This window comes from Ruegeria sp. BHSA118 (genome assembly GCF_059613405.1).
Window position 1 is genome coordinate 1 of the sequence record NZ_JBXWSM010000045.1, and the last position, 25,864, is coordinate 25,864.

At 60.9% G+C, this 25,864-nt stretch carries 26 protein-coding genes; 3 read left to right on the plus strand and 23 right to left on the minus strand.

Going from position 1 to position 25,864, the window contains the following annotated elements:
• Positions 1-171: 171 nt before the first annotated feature.
• The 12 genes from AC2FNN_RS14080 to AC2FNN_RS14135 form a co-directional block, all read right to left on the minus strand.
• Complete coding sequence (locus AC2FNN_RS14080; RefSeq protein ID WP_496759171.1) at positions 172-591, minus strand: hypothetical protein; 420 nt, start codon at positions 589-591, stop codon at positions 172-174.
• Positions 578-1,912 carry a cell division protein FtsA gene (gene ftsA, locus AC2FNN_RS14085; RefSeq protein ID WP_170344711.1) on the minus strand — a complete coding sequence of 445 codons (1,335 nt, stop codon included), beginning with the start codon at positions 1,910-1,912 and terminating at the stop codon, positions 578-580. The genes AC2FNN_RS14080 and ftsA overlap by 14 nt, the downstream gene beginning before the upstream one ends.
• Before the next feature lie 8 nt (positions 1,913-1,920).
• Entirely contained in the window at positions 1,921-2,928 is a 1,008-nt protein-coding gene (locus tag AC2FNN_RS14090) for a cell division protein FtsQ/DivIB (protein ID WP_496759172.1), read from the minus strand.
• Entirely contained in the window at positions 2,916-3,839 is a 924-nt protein-coding gene (locus AC2FNN_RS14095) for a D-alanine--D-alanine ligase (RefSeq protein ID WP_496759173.1), read from the minus strand. Before AC2FNN_RS14095 ends, AC2FNN_RS14090 begins: the two co-directional genes overlap by 13 nt.
• Positions 3,840-3,941: 102 nt before the next feature.
• Complete coding sequence (gene murB, locus AC2FNN_RS14100; RefSeq protein ID WP_496759174.1) at positions 3,942-4,868, minus strand: UDP-N-acetylmuramate dehydrogenase; 927 nt, start codon at positions 4,866-4,868, stop codon at positions 3,942-3,944.
• Complete coding sequence (locus AC2FNN_RS14105) at positions 4,865-5,158, minus strand: hypothetical protein (protein ID WP_496759175.1); 294 nt, start codon at positions 5,156-5,158, stop codon at positions 4,865-4,867. Before AC2FNN_RS14105 ends, murB begins: the two co-directional genes overlap by 4 nt.
• A gap of 24 nt (positions 5,159-5,182) precedes the next feature.
• A complete protein-coding gene (locus tag AC2FNN_RS14110; RefSeq protein ID WP_496759176.1) occupies positions 5,183-5,449 on the minus strand; it encodes a DUF2484 family protein in 267 nt (88 codons plus the stop codon).
• The gene (locus AC2FNN_RS14115; RefSeq protein WP_496759177.1) at positions 5,446-5,694 is read right to left on the minus strand and encodes a DUF2484 family protein; all 249 of its coding nucleotides are present in this window, start codon (positions 5,692-5,694) and stop codon (positions 5,446-5,448) included. The genes AC2FNN_RS14110 and AC2FNN_RS14115 overlap by 4 nt, the downstream gene beginning before the upstream one ends.
• Positions 5,695-5,769: 75 nt before the next feature.
• Positions 5,770-7,179 (minus strand): UDP-N-acetylmuramate--L-alanine ligase, encoded by a 1,410-nt coding sequence (gene murC / locus AC2FNN_RS14120; protein ID WP_496759178.1) that lies wholly within the window; start codon positions 7,177-7,179, stop codon positions 5,770-5,772.
• On the minus strand, positions 7,176-8,273 hold the full coding sequence (locus tag AC2FNN_RS14125) for a UDP-N-acetylglucosamine--N-acetylmuramyl-(pentapeptide) pyrophosphoryl-undecaprenol N-acetylglucosamine transferase (RefSeq protein WP_496759179.1): 1,098 nt from the start codon (positions 8,271-8,273) through the stop codon (positions 7,176-7,178). Before AC2FNN_RS14125 ends, murC begins: the two co-directional genes overlap by 4 nt.
• Positions 8,273-9,436, minus strand: coding sequence for a putative lipid II flippase FtsW (gene ftsW, locus AC2FNN_RS14130; RefSeq protein WP_496759180.1), 1,164 nt, complete (start codon positions 9,434-9,436; stop codon positions 8,273-8,275). The genes AC2FNN_RS14125 and ftsW overlap by 1 nt, the downstream gene beginning before the upstream one ends.
• Before the next feature lie 228 nt (positions 9,437-9,664).
• Positions 9,665-10,000 (minus strand): cupin domain-containing protein, encoded by a 336-nt coding sequence (locus AC2FNN_RS14135; RefSeq protein ID WP_496759181.1) that lies wholly within the window; start codon positions 9,998-10,000, stop codon positions 9,665-9,667.
• A gap of 190 nt (positions 10,001-10,190) precedes the next feature.
• On the opposite strand from AC2FNN_RS14135, the gene AC2FNN_RS14140 reads away from it, so the two are divergent.
• Complete coding sequence (locus AC2FNN_RS14140) at positions 10,191-11,372, plus strand: BaiN/RdsA family NAD(P)/FAD-dependent oxidoreductase (RefSeq protein ID WP_496759182.1); 1,182 nt, start codon at positions 10,191-10,193, stop codon at positions 11,370-11,372.
• Here the strand turns inward: AC2FNN_RS14140 and AC2FNN_RS14145 are convergent.
• The 10 genes from AC2FNN_RS14145 to mraZ form a co-directional block, all read right to left on the minus strand.
• Positions 11,369-11,743: a glycine zipper family protein gene (locus tag AC2FNN_RS14145; RefSeq protein WP_245217959.1), complete on the minus strand. Its 375-nt coding sequence runs from the start codon at positions 11,741-11,743 to the stop codon at positions 11,369-11,371. The two genes, AC2FNN_RS14140 and AC2FNN_RS14145, sit on opposite strands and share 4 nt — an antisense overlap.
• 105 nt (positions 11,744-11,848) lie before the next feature.
• On the minus strand, positions 11,849-13,249 hold the full coding sequence (gene murD / locus AC2FNN_RS14150; protein ID WP_496759183.1) for a UDP-N-acetylmuramoyl-L-alanine--D-glutamate ligase: 1,401 nt from the start codon (positions 13,247-13,249) through the stop codon (positions 11,849-11,851).
• Entirely contained in the window at positions 13,246-13,791 is a 546-nt protein-coding gene (locus tag AC2FNN_RS14155; RefSeq protein ID WP_496759184.1) for an AAA family ATPase, read from the minus strand. The genes murD and AC2FNN_RS14155 overlap by 4 nt, the downstream gene beginning before the upstream one ends.
• Entirely contained in the window at positions 13,788-14,870 is a 1,083-nt protein-coding gene (gene mraY, locus AC2FNN_RS14160) for a phospho-N-acetylmuramoyl-pentapeptide-transferase (protein WP_480583017.1), read from the minus strand. Before mraY ends, AC2FNN_RS14155 begins: the two co-directional genes overlap by 4 nt.
• Before the next feature lie 36 nt (positions 14,871-14,906).
• Complete coding sequence (locus AC2FNN_RS14165) at positions 14,907-16,301, minus strand: UDP-N-acetylmuramoyl-tripeptide--D-alanyl-D-alanine ligase (protein WP_496759185.1); 1,395 nt, start codon at positions 16,299-16,301, stop codon at positions 14,907-14,909.
• A complete protein-coding gene (locus AC2FNN_RS14170) occupies positions 16,298-17,797 on the minus strand; it encodes a UDP-N-acetylmuramoyl-L-alanyl-D-glutamate--2,6-diaminopimelate ligase (protein ID WP_496759186.1) in 1,500 nt (499 codons plus the stop codon). The genes AC2FNN_RS14165 and AC2FNN_RS14170 overlap by 4 nt, the downstream gene beginning before the upstream one ends.
• Positions 17,798-17,819: 22 nt before the next feature.
• Positions 17,820-19,607 (minus strand): peptidoglycan D,D-transpeptidase FtsI family protein, encoded by a 1,788-nt coding sequence (locus tag AC2FNN_RS14175; RefSeq protein WP_496759187.1) that lies wholly within the window; start codon positions 19,605-19,607, stop codon positions 17,820-17,822.
• Entirely contained in the window at positions 19,604-19,972 is a 369-nt protein-coding gene (gene ftsL, locus AC2FNN_RS14180) for a cell division protein FtsL (protein ID WP_152458671.1), read from the minus strand. The genes AC2FNN_RS14175 and ftsL overlap by 4 nt, the downstream gene beginning before the upstream one ends.
• Positions 19,969-20,964 (minus strand): 16S rRNA (cytosine(1402)-N(4))-methyltransferase RsmH, encoded by a 996-nt coding sequence (gene rsmH, locus AC2FNN_RS14185; protein WP_496759201.1) that lies wholly within the window; start codon positions 20,962-20,964, stop codon positions 19,969-19,971. Before rsmH ends, ftsL begins: the two co-directional genes overlap by 4 nt.
• Positions 20,965-20,968: 4 nt before the next feature.
• Positions 20,969-21,472, minus strand: a complete 504-nt coding sequence (gene mraZ, locus AC2FNN_RS14190) for a division/cell wall cluster transcriptional repressor MraZ (protein WP_496759188.1) — start codon at positions 21,470-21,472, stop codon at positions 20,969-20,971.
• Between the two features lie 965 nt (positions 21,473-22,437).
• On the opposite strand from mraZ, the gene AC2FNN_RS14195 reads away from it, so the two are divergent.
• Positions 22,438-22,662 carry a DUF1127 domain-containing protein gene (locus AC2FNN_RS14195; protein WP_496759189.1) on the plus strand — a complete coding sequence of 75 codons (225 nt, stop codon included), beginning with the start codon at positions 22,438-22,440 and terminating at the stop codon, positions 22,660-22,662.
• A 373-nt stretch (positions 22,663-23,035) separates the two neighbouring features.
• Positions 23,036-23,326, plus strand: a complete 291-nt coding sequence (locus tag AC2FNN_RS14200; protein WP_496759190.1) for a DUF1330 domain-containing protein — start codon at positions 23,036-23,038, stop codon at positions 23,324-23,326.
• 4 nt (positions 23,327-23,330) lie between these two features.
• On the opposite strand, the gene AC2FNN_RS14205 is transcribed toward AC2FNN_RS14200, so the two are convergent.
• Positions 23,331-25,724 carry an ATP-dependent helicase gene (locus AC2FNN_RS14205; RefSeq protein ID WP_496759191.1) on the minus strand — a complete coding sequence of 798 codons (2,394 nt, stop codon included), beginning with the start codon at positions 25,722-25,724 and terminating at the stop codon, positions 23,331-23,333.
• Between the last annotated feature and the right edge of the window lie 140 nt (positions 25,725-25,864).

Here is a 25,864-nt window from a genome sequence, read left to right on the forward strand (position 1 = left end):
AACAACGGCGACCATCACTAGACAACCGACATGAACGCGAGGACACATTGTCATCACGCTCTGATCGACCGTCATCTACACTGCGGAAAACTGCTCAGGTCCTGCCGCGAGGCCTCTTTCGGGCCTTGTGGATATCTTGAGGGATAAATCGAAGCGCTGCAACCGGTTTCTTCAACTAAGCGGTGCATTCGGACAGTCCAGACCGCGGTCCGTCATCGATCGCACTTCCTGTATTTCCCCATCGGCGAACGAGGCAAGCCGCACCATCAAACGACCTTCGTGCAAAAACGGCCACCAACAGACCGGAACGCCGTCCGGGTCATTGTCGTACAGAAAACACAACTGACCGTTTGGCGTCGTGATCTGCCCGTAGACACAGCCCTGCCCCTCTTCGCGCCAGACCGACATGCGGCGGTTCAGGAATTGTTCGGTCCCCACCAGGCCACCGCTGCGGATTTCGTAGAACGTCAGAGTATTGCCAACCGCCGCGTCCAGAAACGCCTCGGGCGTGATCATGGTCTGGGCCGAGGCCCAGCAAGGCAGCAGCGCCGCGGCCAGTGCACACCCGCGCAGACGTCTACCAGTTGTCACGGAACCACCGCACGGCGCGCTTGAACGGGCGCGCGGCATAGGTATCGACCGGGATCTCAAAATCCCACCATTCATCCTGCGGGTGCGCCGCAAACAGGCTGAGGCCGACAGCGGACGAGAACCCGGGCCCGGTGGCTGATTGCGGCAGGCCATGCACGCGCAAGGGGCGGCCCAGGCGAACGCGCTGACCGAGGATGCGCGTGGCCAGCCCGTCCAGCCCCATGATCTGGCTGCCGCCGCCGGTCAGCACGATCTGCTGGCTTGGCATATGTTCAAACCCGGCCGCATCCAGCCGGACGCGGACCTCTTCAAGAATTTCCTCGACACGGGGGCGCATGATGCCGATCAGTTCGGCACGGCTGACGGTGCGGCGGTCGTGTTCCCAATCGCCGGTGTCACCACCGATATCAATCATATCCCTGTCGTCGGCCCCGGTGGCATGAACGCCACCATTGAATGTCTTGATCCGTTCCGCCACGGCGGCAGGCACACCCAGGCCCATCGAGATATCGGCGGTCACGTGATCACCGCCCATGCGCACGCAATCGGCATAGATCATGTGCTTTTTCATGAAGATCGAAACGCTGGTGGTGCCGCCGCCCATGTCGATACAGGCCGCACCCAGTTCCTGCTCGTCTTCGACCAGCGCCGAGATGCCCGAGACATAGGCCGAGTTGGCAATACCCGCGAGTTCAAGATCGCAGCGCTTGATACAGCGCACGATGTTCTGGATCGCTGACGAATCCACGGTCAGCATATGCATGTCGACCGCAAGGCTTTGGCCCATCTGCCCGCGCGGGTCGATCAGGCCCGATCGGTTGTCGAGCGCGAAATTCACCGGCTGTGCGTGCAGCACTTCGCGCCCGTCGCCGTAATCCGGTACGTCGCAGGCGTTCAGAACCCGGCCCACTTCGGCCTCGGTCACGATCTGACCGTCCAGATCGACTTGCGCATCCAGCCCGTAAGAGCGCGGGTTCGCGCCCGAGAAACAGGCGATTACATGGTCGACGCGGATGTCGGCCATCTTCTGTGCGGCCTGAAGCGCGGTGCGGATGGCACGTTCGGTTTCCTGCATGGCGGTGACTTCGCCAAACTGGACGCCGCGCGAACGTGTCGTTGCGGCCCCGATAACCCGAAAGCCCGTCTGCCCTGCCATGGAACCGATGGTGTTGTCCTCGCTCAGCCGACCGGTTCCGTCAAAGCGCAGCACAAGACAGGCGATTTTCGAACTGCCCACATCCAGAATCGCAATCACACCGCGTTGCAAAGCCTGCCGCCGCATCTGACGCATGGCGCGCTGGGACTGATAAAGATCGGTCATCATGGTCGTTACTGCCCGTTACTCATTGTCACTTTTGTATTCCACCAGTCTTCGCTGGCGGCTTTGGTCATTCGGATGGTTGGGCGCTGCCCAAGGCGCATGTCGACCACGGCCACGTCACGTTCCAGAAGGTCCTGCACCTCATTCACGGCAAGCACGCGTTCCAGCGCACGCACCGGGCGTTCGGTCGGCAGCATGATGCGCTGACCACGGTCCAGCACCAGATCCCAGCGCCGCTTTCCCACGCGCACCAAGCCGCGCACGCGATTGCCCAGGCTGCGCGAGGTCTGAAGAAGCTCCAGCGCTTCTCGGACGTGATCGTCGGCGCCCGCCCCCGCGATCAACGGCAGATCGGCGTGGTCCTTGCGAGAGGTGGTTTCCTTGACATGCGCGCCTGTCTCATCCAGCAGCTCAAGCCCCTCACGCGTTCGCCAGACGATCACGGGCTGACGCTCGACGACATCGACTTGCAGGATACCTCCGGGGCGGATTCTGACGGTTGCGGATTTCACCGGGTCCAGCCCGGTGATCGTGTCGCGGATCTGTTCCACATCCAGATCCCAGGAACTGATCGGGAAATCCAGCGGCACAACTTCGCGGATGTCTTCGGACAGGTCGGTTCCCGCCCCGTCGATGGCCATCAGGTTGACCATGAATTCGGGGCGTTCCTGAATCGAAGTGCGCACATCGGCGACATAAGCGGCAAGAGCGTCGCGACGGTCCTGCGAGGCAAAGAAGATGCCAACCGCGGCTGCGATGGCGCAGATCGGCAGGCCAAGTTTGACACCAAGGCGAATGCCCGGTGTCAGCATCCAGCGCTGGAGCCGGTAGCTGAGGCGCGATGGTGCCGGGTCACTGCGTCTTGCGGTGCGGGAAAACACCCGCGCGCCGCGCAGGCGCAGAAGCGGTTGACCGTCGCGCGGTTCAGTGTCGGCCGAGGCGAAATCGGCATCCGGCCCCGCAAGAGGTTTGCTGCGGTGGATTTCCAGTGAACGGCTGGCTGTCAGCGGTCGCATGAGGCGTCCTCCACCATCCAGGCGCAAAGCTGGCCGAATGTCATGTCCAGATGGGCGGCCTGTTCCGGGGCCAGAGATGTCGGCGTCATGCCGGGCTGGGTGTTGGTCTCAAGCAGAAACAACCCGTCGGCGCCCATGCTGTCATCCCAGCGGAAATCGGTGCGGCTGACGCCCCTGCATCCCAAGGCAACATGTGCGCGCACGGCGTAATCCATGCAACGGTCAAAGATGTCCGGTGGCACATCGGCAGGCAGAACGTGCCATGACCCGCCAGGCTTGTATTTGGCGTCATAGTCGTACCAGCCGCCATCTGTCATGATTTCAGTCACGGTCAGGGCGCGGTCACCCATCACTGTTACGGTCAGTTCACGCCCCGCAACATATTTCTCGACCATGATCTGATCGGGCATGTCTTCGGACAGCTGCGGCGGGCCATTGGCGTTTTCATGGACGATGTAAATCCCGACACTGGAGCCTTCGTTGTTTGGCTTGGCCACATAGGGCGGCTCCATCACATGTGCTTTGACCACTTCAAGCCTGGGCACGATCACGCTTGGAACGACGGGCAGACCTTCGGCCTGATAGACGTCCTTGCTGCGTTGCTTGTCCATTGCCAGCGCCGAGGCCAACACGCCGGAATGCGTATAGGGAATGCGCATCCATTCCAGCAGGCCCTGCACACAGCCATCTTCGCCCCAGCGGCCATGCAGGGCGTTGAAAACCACATCCGGCCTGATGTCCACAAGGCGCGCGCAGAGGTCGGGACCTGCGTCCAGTTCGACCACTTCAAAGCCTTCTCCCACAAGGGCGGCCGCGCATTCGCGCCCAGAGCTGAGAGACACCTCGCGTTCCGCCGAGGGTCCACCCATCAATACCGCCACTTTGGGGTTTGTCCTGCTCGACATACCCAATGTGCGCCTCAATGTCCCCGGACCTTATGTGGTGGTCCGTACTGCGTTTATGCCTTTGATCCGTCGCCTGAATTTGCCTGTATTGGTCTGACGGTCGGGGCTTTATTCTTTTAGCGGATCACCGACCCGCATGATTTCCCACTCTAGCGTGATGCCGCTTGTTTCGTAAACCTTTTTTCGCACCTCTTCGCCCAGACCTTCAAGGTCGGCAGCGGTTGCCGCGCCGGTATTGATCAGGAAATTCGAGTGTTTCGGGCTCATCTGCGCACCGCCAAGCGTCGCGCCGCGCATTCCGGCGTCGTCGATCACCTTCCACGCCTTGAAATCATGCACGTCATCCGCCTGCCCGGTCGAAGAAAACCCGGCCGGATTGCGAAAGGTCGACCCCGCGCTGCGGTCCTTGGTGGGTTGGGTTTCGTCGCGTTTTTTCAACTGTGCCTCCATACGGGCATGGAGGTCTTGAGGATTGCCTGAAGGGGCCTCGAACACAGCCGAAATCAGCACTGCGCCTTCCGGCAGGTCCGTCTGGCGATAGCGAAAATTCAAGTCTTCGGGCGTCAGGTCCCGCAGGTCGCCCTGCCGGGTGACAATGGTGGCCTTGCGCAGCACATCCGCCGTGTAGCTGCCGTAACAGCCCGCGTTCATCCGCACCGCGCCGCCGATCGAACCCGGAATGGTGCGCAGAAAGGTCAGGTCCACGCCTGCATCCGCCGCCTTGCGCGCAACATGCGCATCCAGTGCCGCAGCGCCCGCCGTGACGGTGTTGCCGTCAACCGAGATGGCGTTGAACCCGCGCCCCAGCCGGATCACAACGGCCCGCAGACCTCCATCCCGAACGATCAGGTTCGAGCCGACCCCCATCGGAAAGATCGGGGTTTGCGCTGGCAGTTCCCGCAGGAAGGCTTGCAGATCTTCGATATCAGCAGGCTGGAACAGGTAATCGGCCGGGCCGCCAACGCGAAGCCATGTGAGGTCAGAGAGAGGCCGCGCCCGAGACAGGCGACCTTTCGGAACGGGAAACGTTGTCATGCGTCTGCACGCACTGCCAGGCTGCGTCCGCCCACACCGCCCATGATCGCGGCGAACAGAAAGGGAAGAACGCCGGCGGTCAGCCAGACCAGCGGGCCGAACGCCTGTTCTTCTTCGCCGGTGCCAATACCGGCCAGCACCACGATCAACGCCAATCCGACGGCCGAGGCCAGACCGATCAGCCACAACAAGCCGCGCAGGCCCAGCCAACGGCCTGCCGTGAAACCGGCGGCGGCACCAAACAGGAAAGAAAGAAATGGCAGATAGGCAAATGTGGCGACGGACGCCATGGCGGACCTCCTGAAACTGGCCGGTTATTCGTCAGCCGCCTTCATGCCCTGCAATTTCATCTTTGTCCAACGGGTCAGATAAATCACGGGCCAGCGCAGCACGGACATGCCCATGACCAGCACCAGCAAGCCGATCCACGGGCCGTTCTGATAGGTGACATACCCCAGAATCGGAATGCCCACGGCGATCAGGAAATAGGCGCGAGTCCAGTGGTTGTCTTTGCTTGGGATCATTGCCAGCAGATTCGCGGAAACGCCCCACAGACCGGCAAGGGCGATGGACCAGTTCATTCCATGACCTCCCGGCGCACCCATTTCCGCCAGTAATACCGGATGGGGTTGCGGAACATCGAAACAAATCCGCCGAAGGCGAATACCGACCAGAACCAGCCGTGATCATAACCCAGCCAGACGATCAGAACCGGAGCGCAGATCAGCAGGGCGAAACCCGGCGGGAATTGCAGCCGCATCGGCAAGAACGCCACGATCGTGGCGCAGATCACCCAAAGGGCGGCAAGGATCATCGAATAGTCCATCTGTCCCCTCCGAGGACATGTGGCAGCTGCGGGCAATTGCTACACTTTCAGGTTGTGCACCAAACAGAAGCGAAGTCAAACAGCTTGTTTTCGCTGCAATCTCTCGGGCAGGCCGTTGGCCCAGGCGCTGATCGTACCGGCCCCGAGGCAGACGACGATATCGCCCGGGCGGGCCTGTTCGCGCACAAGCCGCTCAAGCTCGTTTTCATCAAACAGCGCGCGGGCGTGGCGGTGGCCGTGGCGGATCAGGCCCTGTACCAGATCATCACGCGATGCGCCTTCGATCGGGTCCTCTCCGGCGGCGAAGATATCGGCAATGGCCACGACGTCGGCGTCATTGAAGCAGGTGCAGAAATCGTCAAACAGGTTGGACAGGCGCGAATAACGGTGCGGTTGGTGCACGGCGATCACGCGGCCTTCGGCCGCCTGTCGCGCGGCTTTCAGGACTGCGGCGATTTCAACGGGGTGGTGGCCATAGTCGTCAATGATGGTGACGCCGTCGATCTCGCCGACCTTGGTAAAGCGGCGGTTGACGCCGCCGAAATTGGCCAGCGCATCGCGGATTTCCGAGGCTTTCATGCCCAGGTGCCGGGCAACGGCCACGGCGGACAAAGCGTTGGAAACGTTGTGGTCGCCGGGCATCGGCAAGGTGCAGCCTTCGATCACCTTGTCTTCGTATTGCAGGTGAATGTCGAAATGCGCGATGCCGCCCTTGTAGGTCAGGTTCTCGGCCCGCACGTCGGCCTGCGCGTTGAACCCATAAGTGCGCACGCGGCGGTCGGTGATGCGGCCCACCAGAGCCTGCACCTCGGCATGGTCGGTGCAGCACACGGCCAGCCCGTAGAAGGGGATGTTCGAGACGAATTCATGGAAACCCGCGCGCAGCATGTCGAAATCGCCCCAATGCTCCATATGCTCGGGGTCGATATTGGTGACGATGGCGATGGTCGCGGGCAGCCGGTTGAACGAGCCGTCGCTCTCGTCCGCTTCGACTACCATCCATTCGCCCTGTCCCATACGGGCATTCGATCCATAGGCATGGATGATGCCGCCATTGATCACGGTCGGATCGAAATCGCCTGCCACCATCAGTTCGGCCATCATCGTGGTCGTCGTGGTCTTGCCGTGGGTCCCGGCGATGGCGATGTTGGATTTCAGCCGCATCAGTTCGGCCAGCATGTCAGCCCGGCGCACCACCGGAAGGCCGCGGGCGCGGGCGCCGTCAAGCTCGGGGTTGCCCGGTTTGATCGCGGTCGAGACCACCACAACGGCCGCGTTTTCAAGGTTTTCCGCGCGTTGGCCTACAAAAATCTCGGCCCCCAGACTTGCCAGCCGGTCGGTGATCTTCGATGCCTTCAGGTCCGAACCCTGCACCCGGTACCCCAGATTGAGCAGCACCTCGGCGATACCCGACATTCCGATCCCGCCGATCCCCACAAAGTGAATCGGTCCTACGTCCTGCGGCAGTTTGGTTGCTGGGTTCATGTGGTCTCCTTCTGCGCCAATTGTTCGACAAGGGCTGTCAGACGCTCGGTGGCGTCAGGTGCCCCGACAGACAAGGCGGCATGGGCCATTTTCTGTGCGGCTTCGGGGTTCGTGAGAACCGTGGTGACTTGCTGTGTCAGCGCAGGAACGTCAAGAGCCTTTTCCGGAATCATGATGGCCCCGCCCGCCTGTACCAACCCACGTGCGTTGGCTGTCTGGTGATCTCCGGCGGCGGCGGCAAAGGGGATCAGGATCGACGGGCGCCCGATGACCGAGATATCGGCAACGCTGGACGCGCCTGAACGCGAGATCACCAGTTGCGCATCCGACATGCGACGGGGGACATCATCAAAGAAGGGCTGCACATCGGCGCGGATGCCGTGTTCGTTGTAGAAGGCTGTGACGCGCTCGCCGTCCTCGTCCCGGGCCTGATGTGCCACGCGGATATGAGTGCGGATTTCTTCGGGCAGTGCGGCGATGGCACCGGGCACCACATCGCTGAGGATGCGTGCGCCTTGTGACCCGCCCATGACAAGGACCGACATTGGATAATCACCGGGCGGAATGTAACCGGCCGCGGCGCGGTCCAGAACGGCGGCCCGGACCGGGTTGCCGGTGTGGATGCCATATGCGCCCTCGGGCAGGTCCGTGGGCCACACACCGCAGGCCACCTGCGCGACGCGGGTGGCGAACAGCTGGTTCACACGTCCCAGCACCCCGTTCTGTTCGTGGATCATGCGGGGGATTTTGAGCATGGTCGCAGCGCTCAGCGCCGGGATCGAGGGATACCCGCCGAAACCCACAACGACGTCGGGCTTGTCCCGCATCATCTGGAACACCATGCCAGCCACACCACCGGCGATCTTGGGGCCGGCCATGGCCTTGGCCGCCAGACCGCCCCGCGCGAACGTGGCCGACGATGCCTCGACGATCTCGGTCGAATGCGGGAAACCACCGGTATAGCGGGCGCCGCGCGGGTCGGTAGACAAGCGTACACGCCAACCTTTGTTCAGCATCGCCTCGGCCAGCGCCTGAGCGGGGAACATGTGCCCCCCGGTCCCACCAGCCGCAATCAACAAGTATGGAATCCCCATTATCCTCGTCCGCGCAGAATATCGCCAAGCTCGCCCTGTGGGCGGGTTCGGGTGAAGGCCAGCAGCATGCCAACGGCAATACCGCCAGCAATCAGCGACGAGCCGCCATAGCTGACGAACGGCAAAGTCATGCCTTTGGCGGGCAGCAGACGCACCGCAACACCCATGTTGATCATCGCCTGAACGCCAAACATGCAGGCCAGTCCCGTGCCCGCCAGACGAATGAACATGTCGCGTTCGCGCATCAGCCGCAGCAGCGAGCGCACGACGATCAGCGCATAAAGCGCAATGATGATCATGACGAGGATCAGGCCGTATTCCTCGGCCGCGACAGCGATGATGAAATCTGTATGGGCATCGGGCAGCGACCATTTCACCTGCCCTTCCCCTACGCCGACGCCGAACAACCCGCCCTCTCGGATGGCATTGGTGGCATAGCCCAACTGGGTGGTCGGATCGACCTCTTGATTCAGGAAGCCATCGATACGGCGGGCAAAGTGTTCAGAGCTGGAATAGGCGAACATACCGCCCAGAACAACAAACCCGGCCATTCCGACCAGCAGCAGCATCGGCGCCCCGGCGACAAAATACATCACCCCCCAGCCGAACAGGATCAGGCAGGCCTGACCGAAATCAGGTTGCATCACCAGCATGCCGACAATCGCCATGCACAGGGTAAACGACCAGATCCGCCCCGGCGGGCCGTTGATCTCTTGTGAGGCCGCCAGCAGCCATGCAGCAACGACGATGAAGCCGGGCTTCAGAAACTCGGACGGTTGCAGCGAGGCGAACCCCAGCGAATACCATCGCACCGCGCCCTTGCCAAAGTCGGTCCCGAACACGGGCAGGAAAACCAGCGCCACGAAGGCCCCCAGGAAACCCAGTACCGCCAAACGGCGTACCAGCGTCGGCGACATCATCGAGGTCAGAAGCATCGCAATCAGCGCCAATCCGCCGAAGATGGCCTGACGTTCGACATAGTGGAACGGATCGAACCCGTTTCGACCGGCCAGCGGTGGCGAAGAGGCCAGCCCCAGCAACAGCCCGATGGTAAACAGGATCAGAACGCAGGACATCGTCCAGCGATCGATCGTACGCCACCATTTCGGTAGAATCGGTTCTCCGCGCTGGTCCTGGACCGCGCCATACACCATCTCAGTCATGAGATACCGCCACTCTCTGCCTCGTCAACGCCCCGTTTTCGGGGTCTGATTGAGACTCTACAGGGATTTTTGTGTTTGGGCTAGTAGGATGAAGCCACAAGGCAGAAATCGACCGTCCAGACCCGAAGCGCCCCCCGCTGCACGTGGCTGTCCGGGGATGTTGCAGCATTGGACACACCGCTTAGCGGAACGGCGCGCGCGTTGATCCACAAGGCGGGTCGCTATGTATTATTCCTTGATCGGATATCGATCGGGTTCCTCAAACACGTCAATGACACGTGATCCCGCCTTGATGGTCCCCCCGTGCGCGACTCCACTTGGGATCGAGTAGCTGTCGCCGGGGCCGTAGGTGCGGGTCTGGTCACCGATCGTGAGTTCAATTTCACCCTCAACCACCGTCCCCCATTGGGCACCATGCGAATGCAGGGGAAGTTCCATGTCCTTGAGGAAAGTAAAGAAAGCGACCAGCCCTGCATCTGATCGAATGACGGCCGTCTGCACCACGTCTTCAGGAAAAGGCACATCCAGTTTCGGAAATGACGAAATAAATTCGGGGAATTGCATTCAGAGTTCCTTTTGCCAGTTTGTCTTGTCAAAACCTCTTTGCGGTATGGCCTCAGCATGTCAGCGCGTTGAAACTATGGCAATCGCCCTGTCAGCCGACCTCGAATTTGCGAGAACGCGGCGAGCGCGCGCCCCGCGACTTCGGCATGGGCTCTTGCCATCTTGTTTAATCCACGCCATCCCCCCGCGCATGACCTACGACACGATCATCCTTGGGGCCGGGGCTGCCGGCATGATGTGTGCGGCCCATTGCGGTGGGCGCGTGCTGGTGATTGACCACGCCAAGGCACCCGGCGAGAAAATCCGCATCTCGGGCGGGGGGCGCTGCAATTTCACCAACATGCATGCCGGGCCGGGCAACTTCCTGTCGCGAAACCCGCATTTCTGCAAATCCGCCCTTGCACGGTACACGCAATGGGATTTCATCGATCTGGTCGGACGTCACAACATCACATGGCATGAGAAAACGCTGGGCCAGTTGTTCTGCGATGGCTCTTCGAAACAGATCATCCGGATGTTGCTGGATGAAATGAGCAATGCAGGAGCAGAGCTGTGGATTCAAACCTCGCTGCGCGATCTGCGCAAGACCGAAAGCGGCTTTGAGCTGGAGGTGGAGCGTGACGGGCAACGGCAGCACCTGACCTGCACCAATCTGGTGCTGGCGACGGGTGGGAAATCGATTCCCAAGATGGGCGCAACCGGGCTGGCCTATGATATCGCGCGCCAGTTCGGGTTGCGGATGACCGAGACGCGGGCGGCGCTGGTGCCGTTCACCTTCTCGGATGGGCGGTTCAGGGACCTGTCCGGCGTTTCACTGCCCGCGCGACTGTCGAATGATCGCGCCAGCTTCGACGAGGCGCTGCTGTTCACCCATCGCGGCCTGAGCGGCCCGTCGGTATTGCAGCTGTCGTCATACTGGCGCGAAGGTGAGGCAATCCGGGTGAACCTGATCCCCGACCTGCCCCTGTTTGATCTGTTGCGCGCACAGCGGCAAAGCGCAGGCCGCAAGGAGCTGACCACTGAACTGGCGCGGCATCTGCCGGCCCGGCTGGTCGATTACCTGTGCCGGATCATTCCGATGTCCGGGAAGCTGGCGGATCAGTCGGACGCGAAACTGGCCGAGCTGACCTCGGCCCTGTCTGCGTGGCAACTGGTGCCGTCGGGAACCGAAGGGTATCGCACCGCCGAAGTCACCTTGGGCGGGATCGACACGGATGACCTGTCTTCGAAAACGATGGAGGCCAGGGAGGTCCCCGGCCTCTATGCAATTGGCGAAGCAGTTGATGTCACCGGTTGGTTGGGCGGCTACAACTTCCAGTGGGCATGGTCGTCAGGCCATGCCGCAGGTGTTGCAATTGCCGCCGGACTCTAGCCTACGACGTTGTAGCCGCGCCCGCGCATGCAGTTGCGCACGATCACTTCTTTGTTCTGGTTTTTATTGATGACGTCTGCGCCAGCGCCCACCAGGGCACCTGCCACAGCCGCGCGACCAAGATTGTCGCTGCTGTCCTGAACGATCCCGGTAACGGCCGCGGCACCCGCTGCGCCAATTGCTGCGTTCCCCGCGGTAGAGCCATCAACGCTGCTTTGCGATGCCGCCAGTTGTTGGCATTGCTGCAGGTCCACGTTGTAATTCGGGCCGACCGGACCATCGACGATGGGCTGATAGTTGGCACCCGTGTTCGTACAGGCCCCCGCAACAAGAATGGCAGGCAGGATCAGAGAAAGTCTACGAAATGGCATAGTCATAACCTCGTGTTGAATCTGCTGGCAGGCAAAACCAATAATGGTGCCGCGTCAAGCTGATAGCATCCAAGCTTGGCCCAGCCGGCGGTCTATTGCAAATGGCTATTTTGTCAACCTGCGCCTGACCTGTGTTGCAAAGTCATCGCCGCGCTGTTCGAAGTTGTCATACTGGTCGAAACTGGCAGCAGCCGGTGCCAACAGCACCGTGTCACCGGCCTCGGCATCCGCCATGGCTTGTGCCACGGCGGCCTCCATCGTGGTGCAGACCTGCGCATCTGCTTCAAGCTGCATCGCAAAACCGGCCGCTTCGCGTCCGATGACATATGCTTTGACGACCTCGCCCGCCGCCGTGTTCAGGGCTGATATGCCGCCCTCTTTCTCAAGACCGCCGCAAATCCATCGGATCTTTTTGAACGCCATAAGCGCTTTCAGGGCGCTGTCGACATTGGTCGCCTTGGAGTCATTGACATAGGTAACCCCATCAGCCTCGGCGATGATCTGGCTGCGATGCGGCAGGCCCGGGAACGAGTGCAGCGCGTCTTCGATCACGCGCGGCGCAAGGCCCAGCGACCGGCAGGCGGCATAAGCCGCGCAGGCGTTCTGGTGGTTATGGGCACCGGGAAGGCCCTTGATCGCGCGCAGGTCGATGGACCCGGCCTGCCGCCCCTTGCGGTATTCCGACAAAAACCCCTTGCGCGCAAAGACCTGCCAGCCCGGCCCAGTCAGCTTTCGCGTTACCGAGATACGGATCACCCGGTCATCCGCCGGCCCTTCGGACAGTTGCCCAGCCAGAAACGCACCTTCGGTTTCGTCGACGCCAATGATCGCACGGTCAGGGCCGCCTTCGGCAAAGAGGCGCCGTTTGGCCGCGAAATATCCCCCCATGCCGCCGTGGCGGTCCAGATGATCGGGCGACAGATTGGTAAACACCGCCACATCCGGGGTCAGCGCACGGGCCAGTTCCGTCTGATAGCTGGAAAGCTCCAGCACCACGACCGAACCATCACCACCCGGATCGATATCCAGAACACCGCGCCCGATATTTCCGGCCAGCTGCACCTCGCGCCCGGCCTCGGTCAGAATGTGATGGATCAGCGCCGCAGTGGTGGATTTCCCGTTCGAACCGGTGACTGCAATGACATGCGGCGGCGTGTCGTAGTTGTTCCATTCCGGCCCCGCAAAAGAGCGGAAGAACAGCCCGATGTCATTGTCCACCGGCACGCCTGCGTCCAAAGCTGCGGCAACCACGGGGTTCGGTTCGGGATAGAGATGCGGAATGCCCGGTGAGACGATCAGCGACGCGATATCGTCAAACGCCCCATGCTTGCGTAGGTCGGCACAGGAGAATCCTTCGCCCTCGGCTGTGGCGCGGGTTGTCGGGTTGTCATCCCAGCACACCGGATCTGCCCCGCCTGCGCGCAAGGCGCGTGCCGTTGCCAGACCGGACCGGCCCAATCCCAGAACCGCAACTTTCTGCCCTGAAAAGCCTTTGACCGGGATCATTTCATGTGTCCTTTGCCTAGCTGCGCTTCAAGCCAGTCTGCCCGCTCGACCACGGGCCGTTTCGGGACAAGGACTGTCTGGAAACCAAGTTTCGGTAAGCGGTCGCACAAAGCTTCATATTCCGCAAGAGCGTCAGACAGATCATGCTGTCGCTCGCTGTCCTGAACATAGATTTCAGGCCATGGTGGAAACAGGAACACGCGGCAATCATAGCCAAGCCGCAGAATCTTATCACGCAATGCATTTTCAAGATTTGTGCCCGTGCGCTCGAACCAGATCAGAGCATCCAGCGCCGACCTGTCAAACAGAACCAGACCAGTTGGAGCATGGGCCATGTCGTCAAAAGCCGTGCTGATCACCTTTCTGCAAAACGCCTTGGGGTCATTCCACGGTAACGCGTTCCCACCGCTATGCTGCTCGGCCCTGACCACGCGTCGACCAGGTTCAGGAACCGTTGCGTAGCCACGTTTCGCCATTTCCTGAAGCAGGGTTGACTTACCTCCGCTGGAACATCCTGACAAAACAATTCGGCGGTTACTCACCGGACTTTCAGCGTTGCCAGTCCGATCATCGCCAGAATCAGCGAGATGATCCAGAAGCGGATGACGATGGTCGGCTCGGCCCAGCCTTTTTTCTCATAATGATGATGGATCGGGGCCATCAGGAAGACCCGTTTGCCGGTGCGTTTGAAGTAGAGGACCTGAATGATCACACTCAGCGCCTCGACCACGAACAAGCCGCCGACGACGGCCAGAACCAGCTCGTGCTTGGTGGCCACGGCTATGGCGCCCAGCGCGCCGCCCAGGGCCAGCGAGCCGGTATCGCCCATGAACACTGCCGCAGGGGGGGCGTTGTACCAGAGAAACCCGAGGCCGGCTCCGAACAGCGCGGAGGTGAAGATAAAGATCTCACCCGTGCCGGGCACGTAATGCACGTCGAGATATTCGGTAAAGTCGACGCGGCCCACCGCATAGGCGATCACGCCCAGCGTCGAGGCGGCGATCATGGCTGGCATGATAGCCAGGCCGTCCAGACCGTCGGTCAGGTTCACCGCATTGGCGGCCCCCACGATCACGACAATCGAGAACGGGATATAGAAGATGCCCAGATTGACCAGCGTGTCCTTGAAGACTGGTACAGCCAGCTGGTTCTGCAACGCTTCGGGATGGTGCAACGTCGCCCAAAGCGAAGCCAGCACGGCAATAATTACGCCCAATGCGAGGCGCATCCTGCCTGAAACCCCCTGCGTGTTCTGTTTTGAGACTTTCGCGTAGTCATCCGCGAATCCAATGGCCGCATAAGACAGGGTCACAAAAAGCACCATCCAGACATAAGGGTTGTCCAGACGCGCCCAGACAAGGGTTGACGTGACAAGAGCTCCGACAATCAGCAACCCGCCCATCGTTGGTGTGCCTGCCTTGGAAAAATGCCCTTCGGGACCGTCGTCACGGATCGGCTGGCCTTTGCCCTGCTTCCTGCGCAGCACGTTGATCAGCGGTTTTCCGAAGATGAACCCAAAGATCAGCGCGGTCATGAAGGCACCGCCTGCGCGGAAGGTGATATACCGGAAGAGGTTCCAGAAATCCCCGCCATCCGACAGGGCGGTCAACCAGTACAGCATGACAATACCTTTCTCACACGAGGCGTATGGGCGTGATCACCCATCAAGCGCGCCCCCTTGCCCCATTTTGCGCAGACCGTCAACAATCGAGGCCAATCCCATGCTGAGAGAGCCCTTGGCCAGCACAGTATCGCCGTCCCTGACCAGCGAAGGCAACCGTTCGGCCATCTCGGTGCTGGTTTCAGACCAGAGGCCGCGTTTCGCCGGAGGCAGCGCGTGGTGCAGTGCCCGCATCAACGGGCCGATACAATGCACCTGATCGACATGCGCCATCGCTTTGGCATCGGCCATGGCGACGTGCATCGCCTCTTCCTGCGTGCCCAGCTCTTTCATGTCGCCCAGAAAGGCGATGCGGCGTTTGCCTTGTGACGCGGCGAGCACATCCAGAGCGGCCGCCATCGATGTCGGGTTGGCGTTATAGCTGTCATCCAGCAGTTCGATCTGCCCGCCGCCGGGCAGGGAAAGGCTTTCCCGTACGCCGCGCCCCTTGACCGGAGACCATGCACGCAGGGCCGCAATGGCCTGATCCAGATCGACACCCAGTTCAACGCAGGCTGACAAAGCCCCCAGCGCGTTCATGGCGAAATGGGTACCGGCAGAGTTCACCGCAAAGCGGAATACCTGATCGCCAACCGCAGCTTCGGCATTCACGGTGTTCGCCCCCTGCTGAACGTCGGTCAGCCGGTAATCCGTTGCGCCTTGGCCGAAATCCACGATCCCGGCCCCCTGCCCAAGTGCCGTTTGGCGCAGGATATCCGCGTGGTCGATATCCGCATTGACGATTGCCGCCCCACCGGGTTCGAGCCCTTCAAAGATCGCAGCTTTTTCATGGGCAATGCCAGCCACATTCTCGAAGGCTTCCAGATGCACCGCCGCCACGGTCGTCACCAGCGCCACATGCGGGCGGGCCTGCCGGGCCAGCGGGGCAATCTCGCCCGGATGGTTCATGCCGATCTCGATCACTGCGAATTCAGTGTCGCGCGGCATCCGTGCAAGGGTCAGGGGCACGCCCCAATGGTTGTTGTAACTGGCGACGCTGGCGTGGGTTTTCCCTTGCGTTTCCAGGATTGTCGCCAGCATTTCCTTGGTCGATGTTTTACCCACACTGCCGGTCACCCCTACCACACGCGCATTCGTTCTGGCGCGAGCTGCCTGCCCCAAAGCCTCGAGCGCCGCCTGCACATCATCAACGATCAGCAGTGGTGCGTCTGGCGATACGTTGTCGGGAATATGCGAGACCAAAGCCGCGCCCGCGCCTTTCTCAAGCGCTTGGGCCACGAAATCATGCCCGTCCCGTGCCGCTTTCAGCGCAACAAAAAGATCACCGGGTTGAAGGGTGCGCGTGTCGATGGAGACACCATCAGCGGTCCAGTCGGTCGTCGCCTGGCCGCCCGTCGCCTCGGCCGCTTCGGATGCTGTCCAGAGCGTCATGCGACCCTCCCGTCCAGCGCTGCGACGGAAATACTGGCCTGTTCCACATCGTCGAAGGGCAGAACCTGATCCCCGACGATCTGACCGGTTTCGTGGCCCTTGCCCGCAATCAGCAGTGCGTCGCCGGGTTGCAGGGCGTCGATGCCGCGCAGGATGGCCTCGGCGCGGTCGCCGACTTCGGCCACGCTGGCTTCGCCCGCTGCCTCTGACGCGCCTGCCATCACGGCCGCGCGGATGACTGCGGGATCTTCGCTGCGCGGGTTGTCATCGGTGACAAAGACGACGTCGGCATGGTTGGCTGCCGCCCTGCCCATCAATGGGCGTTTGCTGGCGTCGCGATCCCCGCCCGCACCGATTACGGCAATCAGCCGGCCCATTACATGCGGGCGCAGCGCCTTGAGTGCCGTGGCAACAGCATCAGGCGTGTGGGCATAATCCACAAACACCGTCGCGCCATTGTCACGCGTGGCGGCCAGTTGCATCCGCCCGCGCACGGTGGTCAGGTGCGGCAGCGTTTCAAAGACCCGTTCGGGGCTGTCGCCCGCAGCAATCACCAGCCCGCAGGCCAGCAGGATGTTTTCGGCCTGGAACCCTCCGATCAGGTTCAGGCGGGTCTGGAATGTTCGGCCCTGCCACGCAAAGCGCAGATCCTGCCCGGTGGCATCGAACCGCTGGTTGATCAGACACAGGTCCGCATCGCCCAGCCCCACCGTCAGCACCGACTGGCCGCGCATCTCGGCGATCCGCCGGACCTGGGCTCCTTTCGGATCGCTCAGGTTGACGACGGCCGTTCCATCCTGCGGCAAAACCCGGTCGAACAGACCGGCCTTTGCGTTGAAATAGGCCTCGAAGGTTTCGTGGTAATCCAGATGGTCCTGCGTGAAATTCGAGAAACCGGCGGCTGTCAGGTGCACGCCATCCAGGCGGCGCTGTTCAAGGCCGTGGGACGAGGCCTCCATTGCGGCATGGGTCACGCCGTTCTCGGCCGCCTCGGCCAGACAGCGGTGCAAGGTGATCGGCTCGGGCGTGGTATGGGCCAGCGGCGCTGTCCACGCACCTTCGACCCCGGTGGTGCCGAGATTGACGGCGGCGTGTCCAAGCGCGGACCAGATCTGCCGAACGAAGGTGGAAACAGATGTCTTGCCGTTTGTTCCCGTGACGGCCACGATGGTTTGCGGTTGCGCGCCGAACCACAGCGCCGCGGCCCCGGCCAGCGCCTGACGCGGGTCTTCCACCACGGCCAGCGCTGCGTCCGAGGCTGCCAGTTCGGCCTCGGCGATCTCTGCCCCTTCGGCATCGGTCAGGATCGCAGCGGCCCCCATGCGCAGGGCAAACTGGATGAACTCTGCGCCATGAACGCGGGACCCAGGCAGCGCGGCAAACAGGAAGCCCTCTTTCACCTCGCGGCTGTCAACGGCCAGACCAGTGATATCCGGGTTTGCGCCCTCTCTTGCGGTCAGGGCCAGCTGGCTGAGTTTCTTCGTCCTTGTGCCCATGACCCACCTCTTGCCGGACAGCCTAGTTTGAGGTCAGCGTTATAGCAGCGCCCGCCTCAGGCTCAAGCCGGGGACGCAACCCCAACAACGGTGCGACGCGGCCGATGAGTTCGGCGGCAACTGGCACGGCAGTCCAACCGGCCGTGCGGCGTTTTTCACCGTAGGCCACGATCGAAGGTTCGTCCAACGTCACGATCAGAACGTATTGCGGATCGTAGGCCGGGAAGATCGTCGCGAAGGTGGCAATGACCTTGTCATCATAGTACCCGCCGCGCGGTTTGGGCTTGTCAGCCGTACCGGTCTTGCCCGCCACGTCATAGCCCTTGACCTCGGCGAAACTGGCGGTGCCGTCCGTTACCACTTTGCGCAGCATCTTCTGCGCCTGCCGTGCAGTGTTCTGCGACATGACACGAGGCCCGTATTGCGGGCCGTTCCGGCGCAGAATGGTCGGGCTGACGTAATGCCCGCCATTGGCAATCGCCGCGTATCCGGCGGCCAGATGCATCGGGCTGGTCGACAGGCCATGGCCATAAGAAATTGTCACGGTACTGAGCTCGCCCCATTTCTTCGGCTTCAGCGGCATACCGCCCTTGGCCTCGACAATTTCGAACGGGGTCGGATCGAACATGCCAAGCGCGTCCAGGAACTCCTGCTGCCGTTTGGCCCCGATTTGCAAGGCCAGACGCCCCGTACCACGGTTCGAGCTGTGGACGATCACATCCGCCACGCTGATCTTGCCGTAATTCTTGCCGTTGAACTCTCCGATCGGGAAGCGCCCGATCTTCATCGGGCCGGATGTATCGATGATGGTGTTCGAGTTTACCAGCCCAAGTTCAACCGCCTGCGCAGCGGTGAAAATCTTGAAGACCGACCCCAGTTCATACACGCCTTGAACATAACGGTTGAACAGCGGGCTGTCCGAGGGATCAAACCCCGAGGTCGGCGGGCGCGGACGGTCATTCGGATCAAAAGAAGGCAGCGACGCAGCTGAAACAACCTCGCCCGTATGCGCGTTCATCAGAACGGCCGAAGCCCCCTTGGCGTTCATGATCTTCATACCGCCGTAAAGGACCTGTTCAACTGCGGCTTGAATCGTCAGGTCCAGCGACAGTTGCAGAGGTTGGTTGCCGTTGGCCGGATCGCGCAGATAATCGTCGAACTGCTTTTCCACGCCGGCCACGCCGATCACTTCGGCGGCGCTGACGCCTTCACGCCCAAAACCGGCCCCGCCCAGGATATGAGCGGCCAGCCGCCCGTTGGGGTAAAGCCGCATTTCACGCGGGCCGAACAGGATGCCGGGATCACCGATGTCGTGCACGGCCTGCTTCTGTTCGGGCGAGATGCGTTTCTTGATCCAAAGGAATTTGCGGTTGCCGGTGAAGTCCTTGATCAGCCGCTCTTTGTCCAGATCAGGAAAAATCGCAACCAACTGGTCTGCGGCGGCGACGGGGTCGATCATCAATGGGGGCTGCGCGTAAACGGAATAGGTATCCAGATTGGTGGCCAGTATGCGCCCTTCGCGATCGACGATGTTGGCGCGCTGCATGGCAATCGCTGCTCCCGGCGCGCTGGCCAGAGGCTCTTGTGCTTCCGAGGTTGCCAACATGCCCATGCGAACACCGACGACTGAAAAAGCGCAGAAGAAGAAAAGGCCCAGCACCAGCAGACGCCCTTCGGCGCGGGCGCGGGCGCGATCCTTCATCTCTTCGTGGCGCTTGCGGATGTTCTCACGCTCGATTGCCTTGGGGTTTTCGCCCTTGGCGCGGGCATCCAGGATTCGGGCCAGGGGGCGCAGAGGGGTGCGTGTCATGGAATCTGCACCTCGCCCAAAGCCTGAATGTCGGTGATGGCCTGCAATTCAATCGGATCAACGACGGGCAGGTCCGGGTCTTCGGCATAGGCGATCTGATCCGCACGTCCGAACTGCTCGGCCCGCAACGGCAGCAGACCAAGGCGTTCAAAGTTCAGGTCGGCCAGTTCACGCAGCCTGTCCGGGCGGTTCAGATAGGCCCATTCCGCGTTCAGAACGGCCAGTCGCACCTGCGCCATTCCGATCTCGCGCTGCAAAGACTGGGTTTCCTTTACCACTTGCTGGGTTCGGTAGTTTTCCTGATAGGCCCACAACGCCAACCCGAACACGGACAGAGCAGTCAACACATACAAAACACTCTTCATCTTGCCCTTCCCCCCAGTTGCGGCATCCCGATGGCCCGCGCTTCAATTTCCCCCGCCGGAGCATCGGTTCGGATCGCCACGCGCAGCTTGGCCGATCGCGCGCGCGGATTTTCCTGCAATTCCTGTTCGTCAGGCCCCACCGCCTTGCGGGTCTTCAATGTGAATTGCGGCTGTCGCTGTTCAATCTCGGGCGCATAGCGGTTCGCGCGCCCCGTCTTGCCCGCGCGGGACTGGAAAAACCGTTTCACCATTCGGTCTTCAATGGAGTGAAAAGTGACAACGGCCAGCTGCCCGCCGGGCTTCAAAGCACGTTCAGCGGCCATCAAACCCTGAAACAGCTCTTCATATTCTGCATTCACGGCGATCCGCAGCCCTTGAAAGCTGCGCGTGGCCGGGTGGGATTGCCCCGGTTTCGGACGCGGCAGGCAGGATTCGATGATCTCGGCCAGGCGCAGGGTCGTGGTGATCGGCTCTTCCGTGCGCGCTTTGACGATCGCCCTGGCAATCCGGCGGCTGGCGCGCTCTTCACCATAGTGGAACAGGATGTCGGCCAGTTGCGCCTCGGTCGCGGTATTGACCAGATCGGCGGCGCTTTCGCCATCTTGGCTCATGCGCATGTCCAAAGGACCATTCTTCATGAAGGAAAACCCGCGGTCGGCCTGGTCCAGTTGCATCGAGGAAACGCCAAGGTCCAGAACAACGCCGTCCAGGTTCTGCGCATATTCATCCATACGAGAGAACACGCCGGGCTGCATCACCAGCCGATCACCATAGGCGCCCGCCCAGTCTGACGCCATCTCAAAAGCCAAGGGATCGCGATCCACGCCGATCACCTTGTCGGCCCCGGCCTCCAGCAATCCGCGGGTGTACCCGCCTGCGCCGAAGGTTCCGTCCAGCCAGACGCCCGTGACCGGCGCCACCGCCGCCAAGAGCGGGCGCAGCAAAACAGGGATGTGAGGAGCGTCCGGTTGTGGGTGATCCGCGGCCGCCATGCCGTCACCCGTCCTCGACTTCATCGAGGAATTCCAATGGATCAACATCGTCGCCAAGGCCGTCCAGCCATTCCTCGGTCGCCGCCAGTTCCTCGGATTCGTAGGTCTCGGGCTTCCAGATCTGAAAAGTATCCCCGGCGGCGATAAAAAACGCCTCGCCCTCAAGACCGATCTTCTTGCGCAGCTTTGCCGGCAGAACCAGCCGCCCGGTTTCATCGACATTGGTCGGGAAGGACTGCCCATGGAACAGGCGTTGCAACATCTTGCGCTTCATCGCGCCGCGTGGCAGCGCATCGATCTTGGTATCGACCTCGTCGATCGCCTCCATCGTGTAGCATTCCAGGTATTTGCGGCGATGATCCCCGTAGACGATCACAAGCTCTGGGTTGTCGCCGGGCTGCCAGTTGGGATCGGACGTTTCAAGCACGCGGCGAAACGAGGCCGGGATCGATACCCTGCCCTTCGTATCCACCTTGTGGTGGCTTTCACCTCTGAACCTGCGCGCCAAGACGACTGTCCCTTTCGCTTGCGCCCCACTTGAAATTCGCGTTCCCCCCGGATGAAAAACGGCGGGTTGATCTGCTGCCACTGATCAACCCGCCGCATTGACCCGCTGTGCGGGATGTCCAGCTGCACGCGCCACCTGGGGGGATGTCTGCTCGCCCGCGCGCCGGATCTCTTGATTGATGAAAGCGAGATGCCTGTATGAAACCTGATTATTTTTGGTCGGGGTCGTTTGGTGCCCCTGCTGCCTCGTCCTCATCGGATGTATTAGGGATGCCATGGGAATTCATGGAAATCAACAGGAATTTTGCGGATCGTGTTCCATGAATCACGCTCCAATAACAATATCATCATGAAATTTAAGCACAACGACACCAATTGTAGGAGACAGTTCCGCACAGCCCCCTAGATATAGACGATTTTCAGTCAGCATTTTTTCCCACGATTTCCCAGAATATCTGAAGAATTACCATTCAGGGTGAAAAAACCCGGCATCTTTGGGCAGCGATCTCGCAGAATCATTTGCACTTCGAGCGCAATTTCGGCAGGACTTCCCCCCGACAACCACATTGGCCCATGAAATCCCGTGGCGTTCGGGCAGTTTGCTCTGCGACCTGCGAAACTGGCAAATCGTGCATCAGGGAATAGCTGAAACGCCACGCCTTGCCTGGCGCTTCGGTCACACGCACGTCTTGAATGGTTTTATTGCGCACAAATTCCAGCCAACACCGCTCAATTAAAGGGCAAGCCGTCGGAAGGCCATGTTTCCGCTGTCACACGTGACCCAAGGGAAGGCCCAATGTTTCAAGGCGCATTTCGAGTTGAAGGAAAAAACTGAACCAATCTATGCGCTTGCTGCATAGCAGCATTGACAACGCGAGCTATTGTGCAATCGCAGCATTTGCCTATTTTCAACCTCAAGCAAGGGCCGAACGTAATCGGCAAAGCAAATAAATACGGATGATGAGCATGGCAGTCGCAAGCACACATACAGCCTCGAAGAGCGCACCGGCGTTTGGAATCGCAACTTTGGTCGAAAACGCAAAGGCGCGTTTTGCCCGCTATCGTATGTATCGCCAGACCGTCAATGAGCTGGCAGGACTGTCGGACCGTGAACTGGCCGATCTGGGCCTGCATCGTTCCATGATCCGTCGGGTGGCCATGCAGGCCGCCAACGATCACATCGCGCAATAAGCGCGCCACGAATACCGAGATCAGGCCCTTCCTCCTCCCTTAGGGTCTGTTATCAGCGGCAACGTCTCTCCTCCTCCCTGACGTTGCCGCACCATATACCGGCCTCAACCCGCCGGATCCTGATACATCGAGGCTCTCCTCCTCCCTGCCTTGATGTTGAAAGCGCGCGGCGACGCCTTCCTCCTCCCTGACGTCGCCGCGTCTTCTCCATACCGGGCTCAAACCCGGGTTCGAATACATCGGGGCTCTCCTCCTCCCTGCTCTGATGTTGACAAGACGGCGGTTCCCCTTCCTCCTCCCTGGGAACCGCCGTTTTTTTGTTTTTCTGACACCGGTGTAAGATGACCCTCTGATTTCTGATCCGGAGGAAACAATGGCCGCCTATTTCATCGCGCAGATCGACATCCACGACCCGGATGGGTACCAGAATTATCTGGCGGGTTTCATGCCGATCTTCGACCGCCACAAAGGCCGCTTGCTCACGGTCTCATCGAAACCGATCGAACGGATCGAAGGCGATTGGCCCGAAGGTGGCATTGTGCTGATGGAGTTTCCGGACCTTGCCGCGGCGAAAGCCTGGAAAGACGACCCTGATTACATCGAGCTGGCGAAGATCCGGCAAGCTACCGCCTCGACCAATCTGGTTCTGGTCGAAGGGATATGACGCCTCAGAACGGGACGTCATCCTTGTTGGTCAGAAAACGCGAGACCACTTTCTTTGTGCCTGCCTTGTCGAAATCAACCTCGACCTTGTCGCCCTCGATCCCGACAACCGCGCCATAGCCGAATTTCTGGTGGAACACCCGTTCCCCCAGCGTAAAACTGGCCACGGCGGTCGCGTCGATCACCGTGTTGCGGGATTCGCGCGGCTGCGACATACCGTATTGCCCCTGGCGCGCCTGCATCCGTCTCCAGCCCGGTGAGTTATAGACATTCGCTTCGGCCGCGCGGGTTTCAATGCCCGCAGCCGGCTGGCCGCCGCCATAGAGACCCGGAGGCGTAAGGACCTCAACGTGATCTTCCGGCAATTCGTCGATGAACCGGGATGGCATCGAGTTCTGCCATTGCCCGAACACCCGCCGGTTGGCGGCAAAAGAAATGGTGCACACTTCTTCGGCACGGGTGATGCCGACATAGGCCAGCCGCCGTTCCTCCTCGAGCCCCTTGAGCCCGGATTCGTCCATCGAGCGTTGCGAGGGGAACAGCCCGTCTTCCCAGCCCGGCAGGAAGACAACTGGAAACTCCAGCCCCTTGGCCGCGTGAAGGGTCATGATCGAAACCTTGGCCCCGTCGCTGTCCTGTTCATTGTCCATGACCAGACTGACATGTTCCAGAAACCCTTGCAGGTTTTCGAAATTGTCCAGCTGGTTGACCAGTTCCTTGAGGTTTTCAAGGCGCCCCGGCGCTTCGGGCGTCTTGTCGTTTTGCCAGTGGGCGGTATAGCCGGATTCGTCGAGAATGATCTGCGCAAGTTCGATATGCGTATGCTCGGGCGCGCCGAACCGCATGGGCGAACCGTCATCGATCACCGAATCGTCGTCCACCTCGATCCGCGGTCCACGCGTCATCGCATTCCATCGCGCCAGACCGTCGATCAGTTCGCGCAGCGCCTTGCCGCCCTTGCCCTTGATCAGCCCGTTATCGACGGCAATCCGAGCCGCTTCGACCAGTGAAACCCCATTTTCGCGCGCGGCCATCTGGATGGTTTGCTGCGCCTTGTCGCCCAGGCCGCGCTTCGGGGTGTTCACGATTCTCTCGAAGGCCAGATCATCCTCGGGGCTGACCACCAGCCGGAAATAGGCCATGGCATCGCGAATCTCCATCCGCTCATAGAATCGCGGGCCGCCGATCACCTTGTAAGGCAGACCGATGGTCAGGAACCGGTCCTCGAAGGCGCGCATCTGGTGGCTGGCACGGACGAGAATGGCGATCTCATCCAGGTTCATCGGGCGAATACCGCGCGTACCGCCCTGCATCGCGTCGATTTCCTCGCCGATCCAGCGGGCCTCTTCCTCGCCATCCCAATGGCCGATCAGATTGACCTTGTGGCCTTCCTCGGCTTCGGTCCACAGCTCTTTGCCCAGACGGTTTTCATTGCCGCGAATGACGTTCGACGCAGCCGCCAGAATATGCGGGGTCGAGCGATAGTTCTGCTCCAGCCGCACCACGTAGGCTCCGGGAAAGTCCTTTTCGAACCGCAGGATGTTGCCCACCTCGGCCCCGCGCCAGCCATAGATTGATTGGTCGTCATCGCCGACGCAGCAGATGTTCTTGTGCCCCCCCGCAAGCAGGCGCAACCACAGGTACTGGGCGACGTTGGTATCCTGATATTCGTCCACGAGGATAAAGCGGAACCAGCGCTGGTATTGTTCCAGAACATCCGGGTGGGTCTGGAAAATCGTGACCATGTGCAGCAGCAGGTCACCAAAATCCACCGCGTTCAGCTCGCGCAGGCGGGTCTGATATTGGGCATACAGCTCAATGCCCTTGTTGTTATAGGCCCCGGCATCCGCCGCAGGCACCTTGTCGGGCGTCAACGCACGGTTTTTCCAGTCATCGATGATTCCCAGGAACATCCGCGCAGGCCAGCGTTTGTCGTCGACATTTGCGGCCTGCACCAACTGCTTGAGCAGGCGCAGCTGGTCGTCGCTGTCCAGAATGGTGAAGTTCGATTTCAAATCGACCAGTTCCGCATGGCGGCGCAGCAGTTTGACACAAATCGAATGAAAGGTACCCAGCCACGGCATCCCCTCGGCGGGCTGTCCAAGCAGGCGGCCAACCCGCTCCTTCATCTCGCGCGCGGCCTTGTTGGTGAAGGTTACCGACAAAATCTCATTCGGACGCGCGCGCGCGGTGTTGAGAAGATGCGCGATCCGCGCGGTCAAAGCCTTGGTCTTGCCCGTCCCGGCACCTGCCAGCATCAAGACCGGGCCATCCAGACGCTCGACTGCGTCCCGTTGCGCCGGGTTCAGCTCATCCAGATAGGGCGAAGGGCGCACGGCCATGGCCCGCGCCGACAGCGATGCGCCCTCGAAGGCGTCCATTTCGTCAAAACTGCTCATGGCCCCAAACTACGCCGGATGAGCGCGAAGGGAAAGAGTTTGTTCACGGCTTGTTCACAGACTTTTCGCACTTCTTTTTACGTTCAATTCTAAACAAACACGCCACCGCCCTGCACCGCCGTTAACTCTCTGTCAAATCC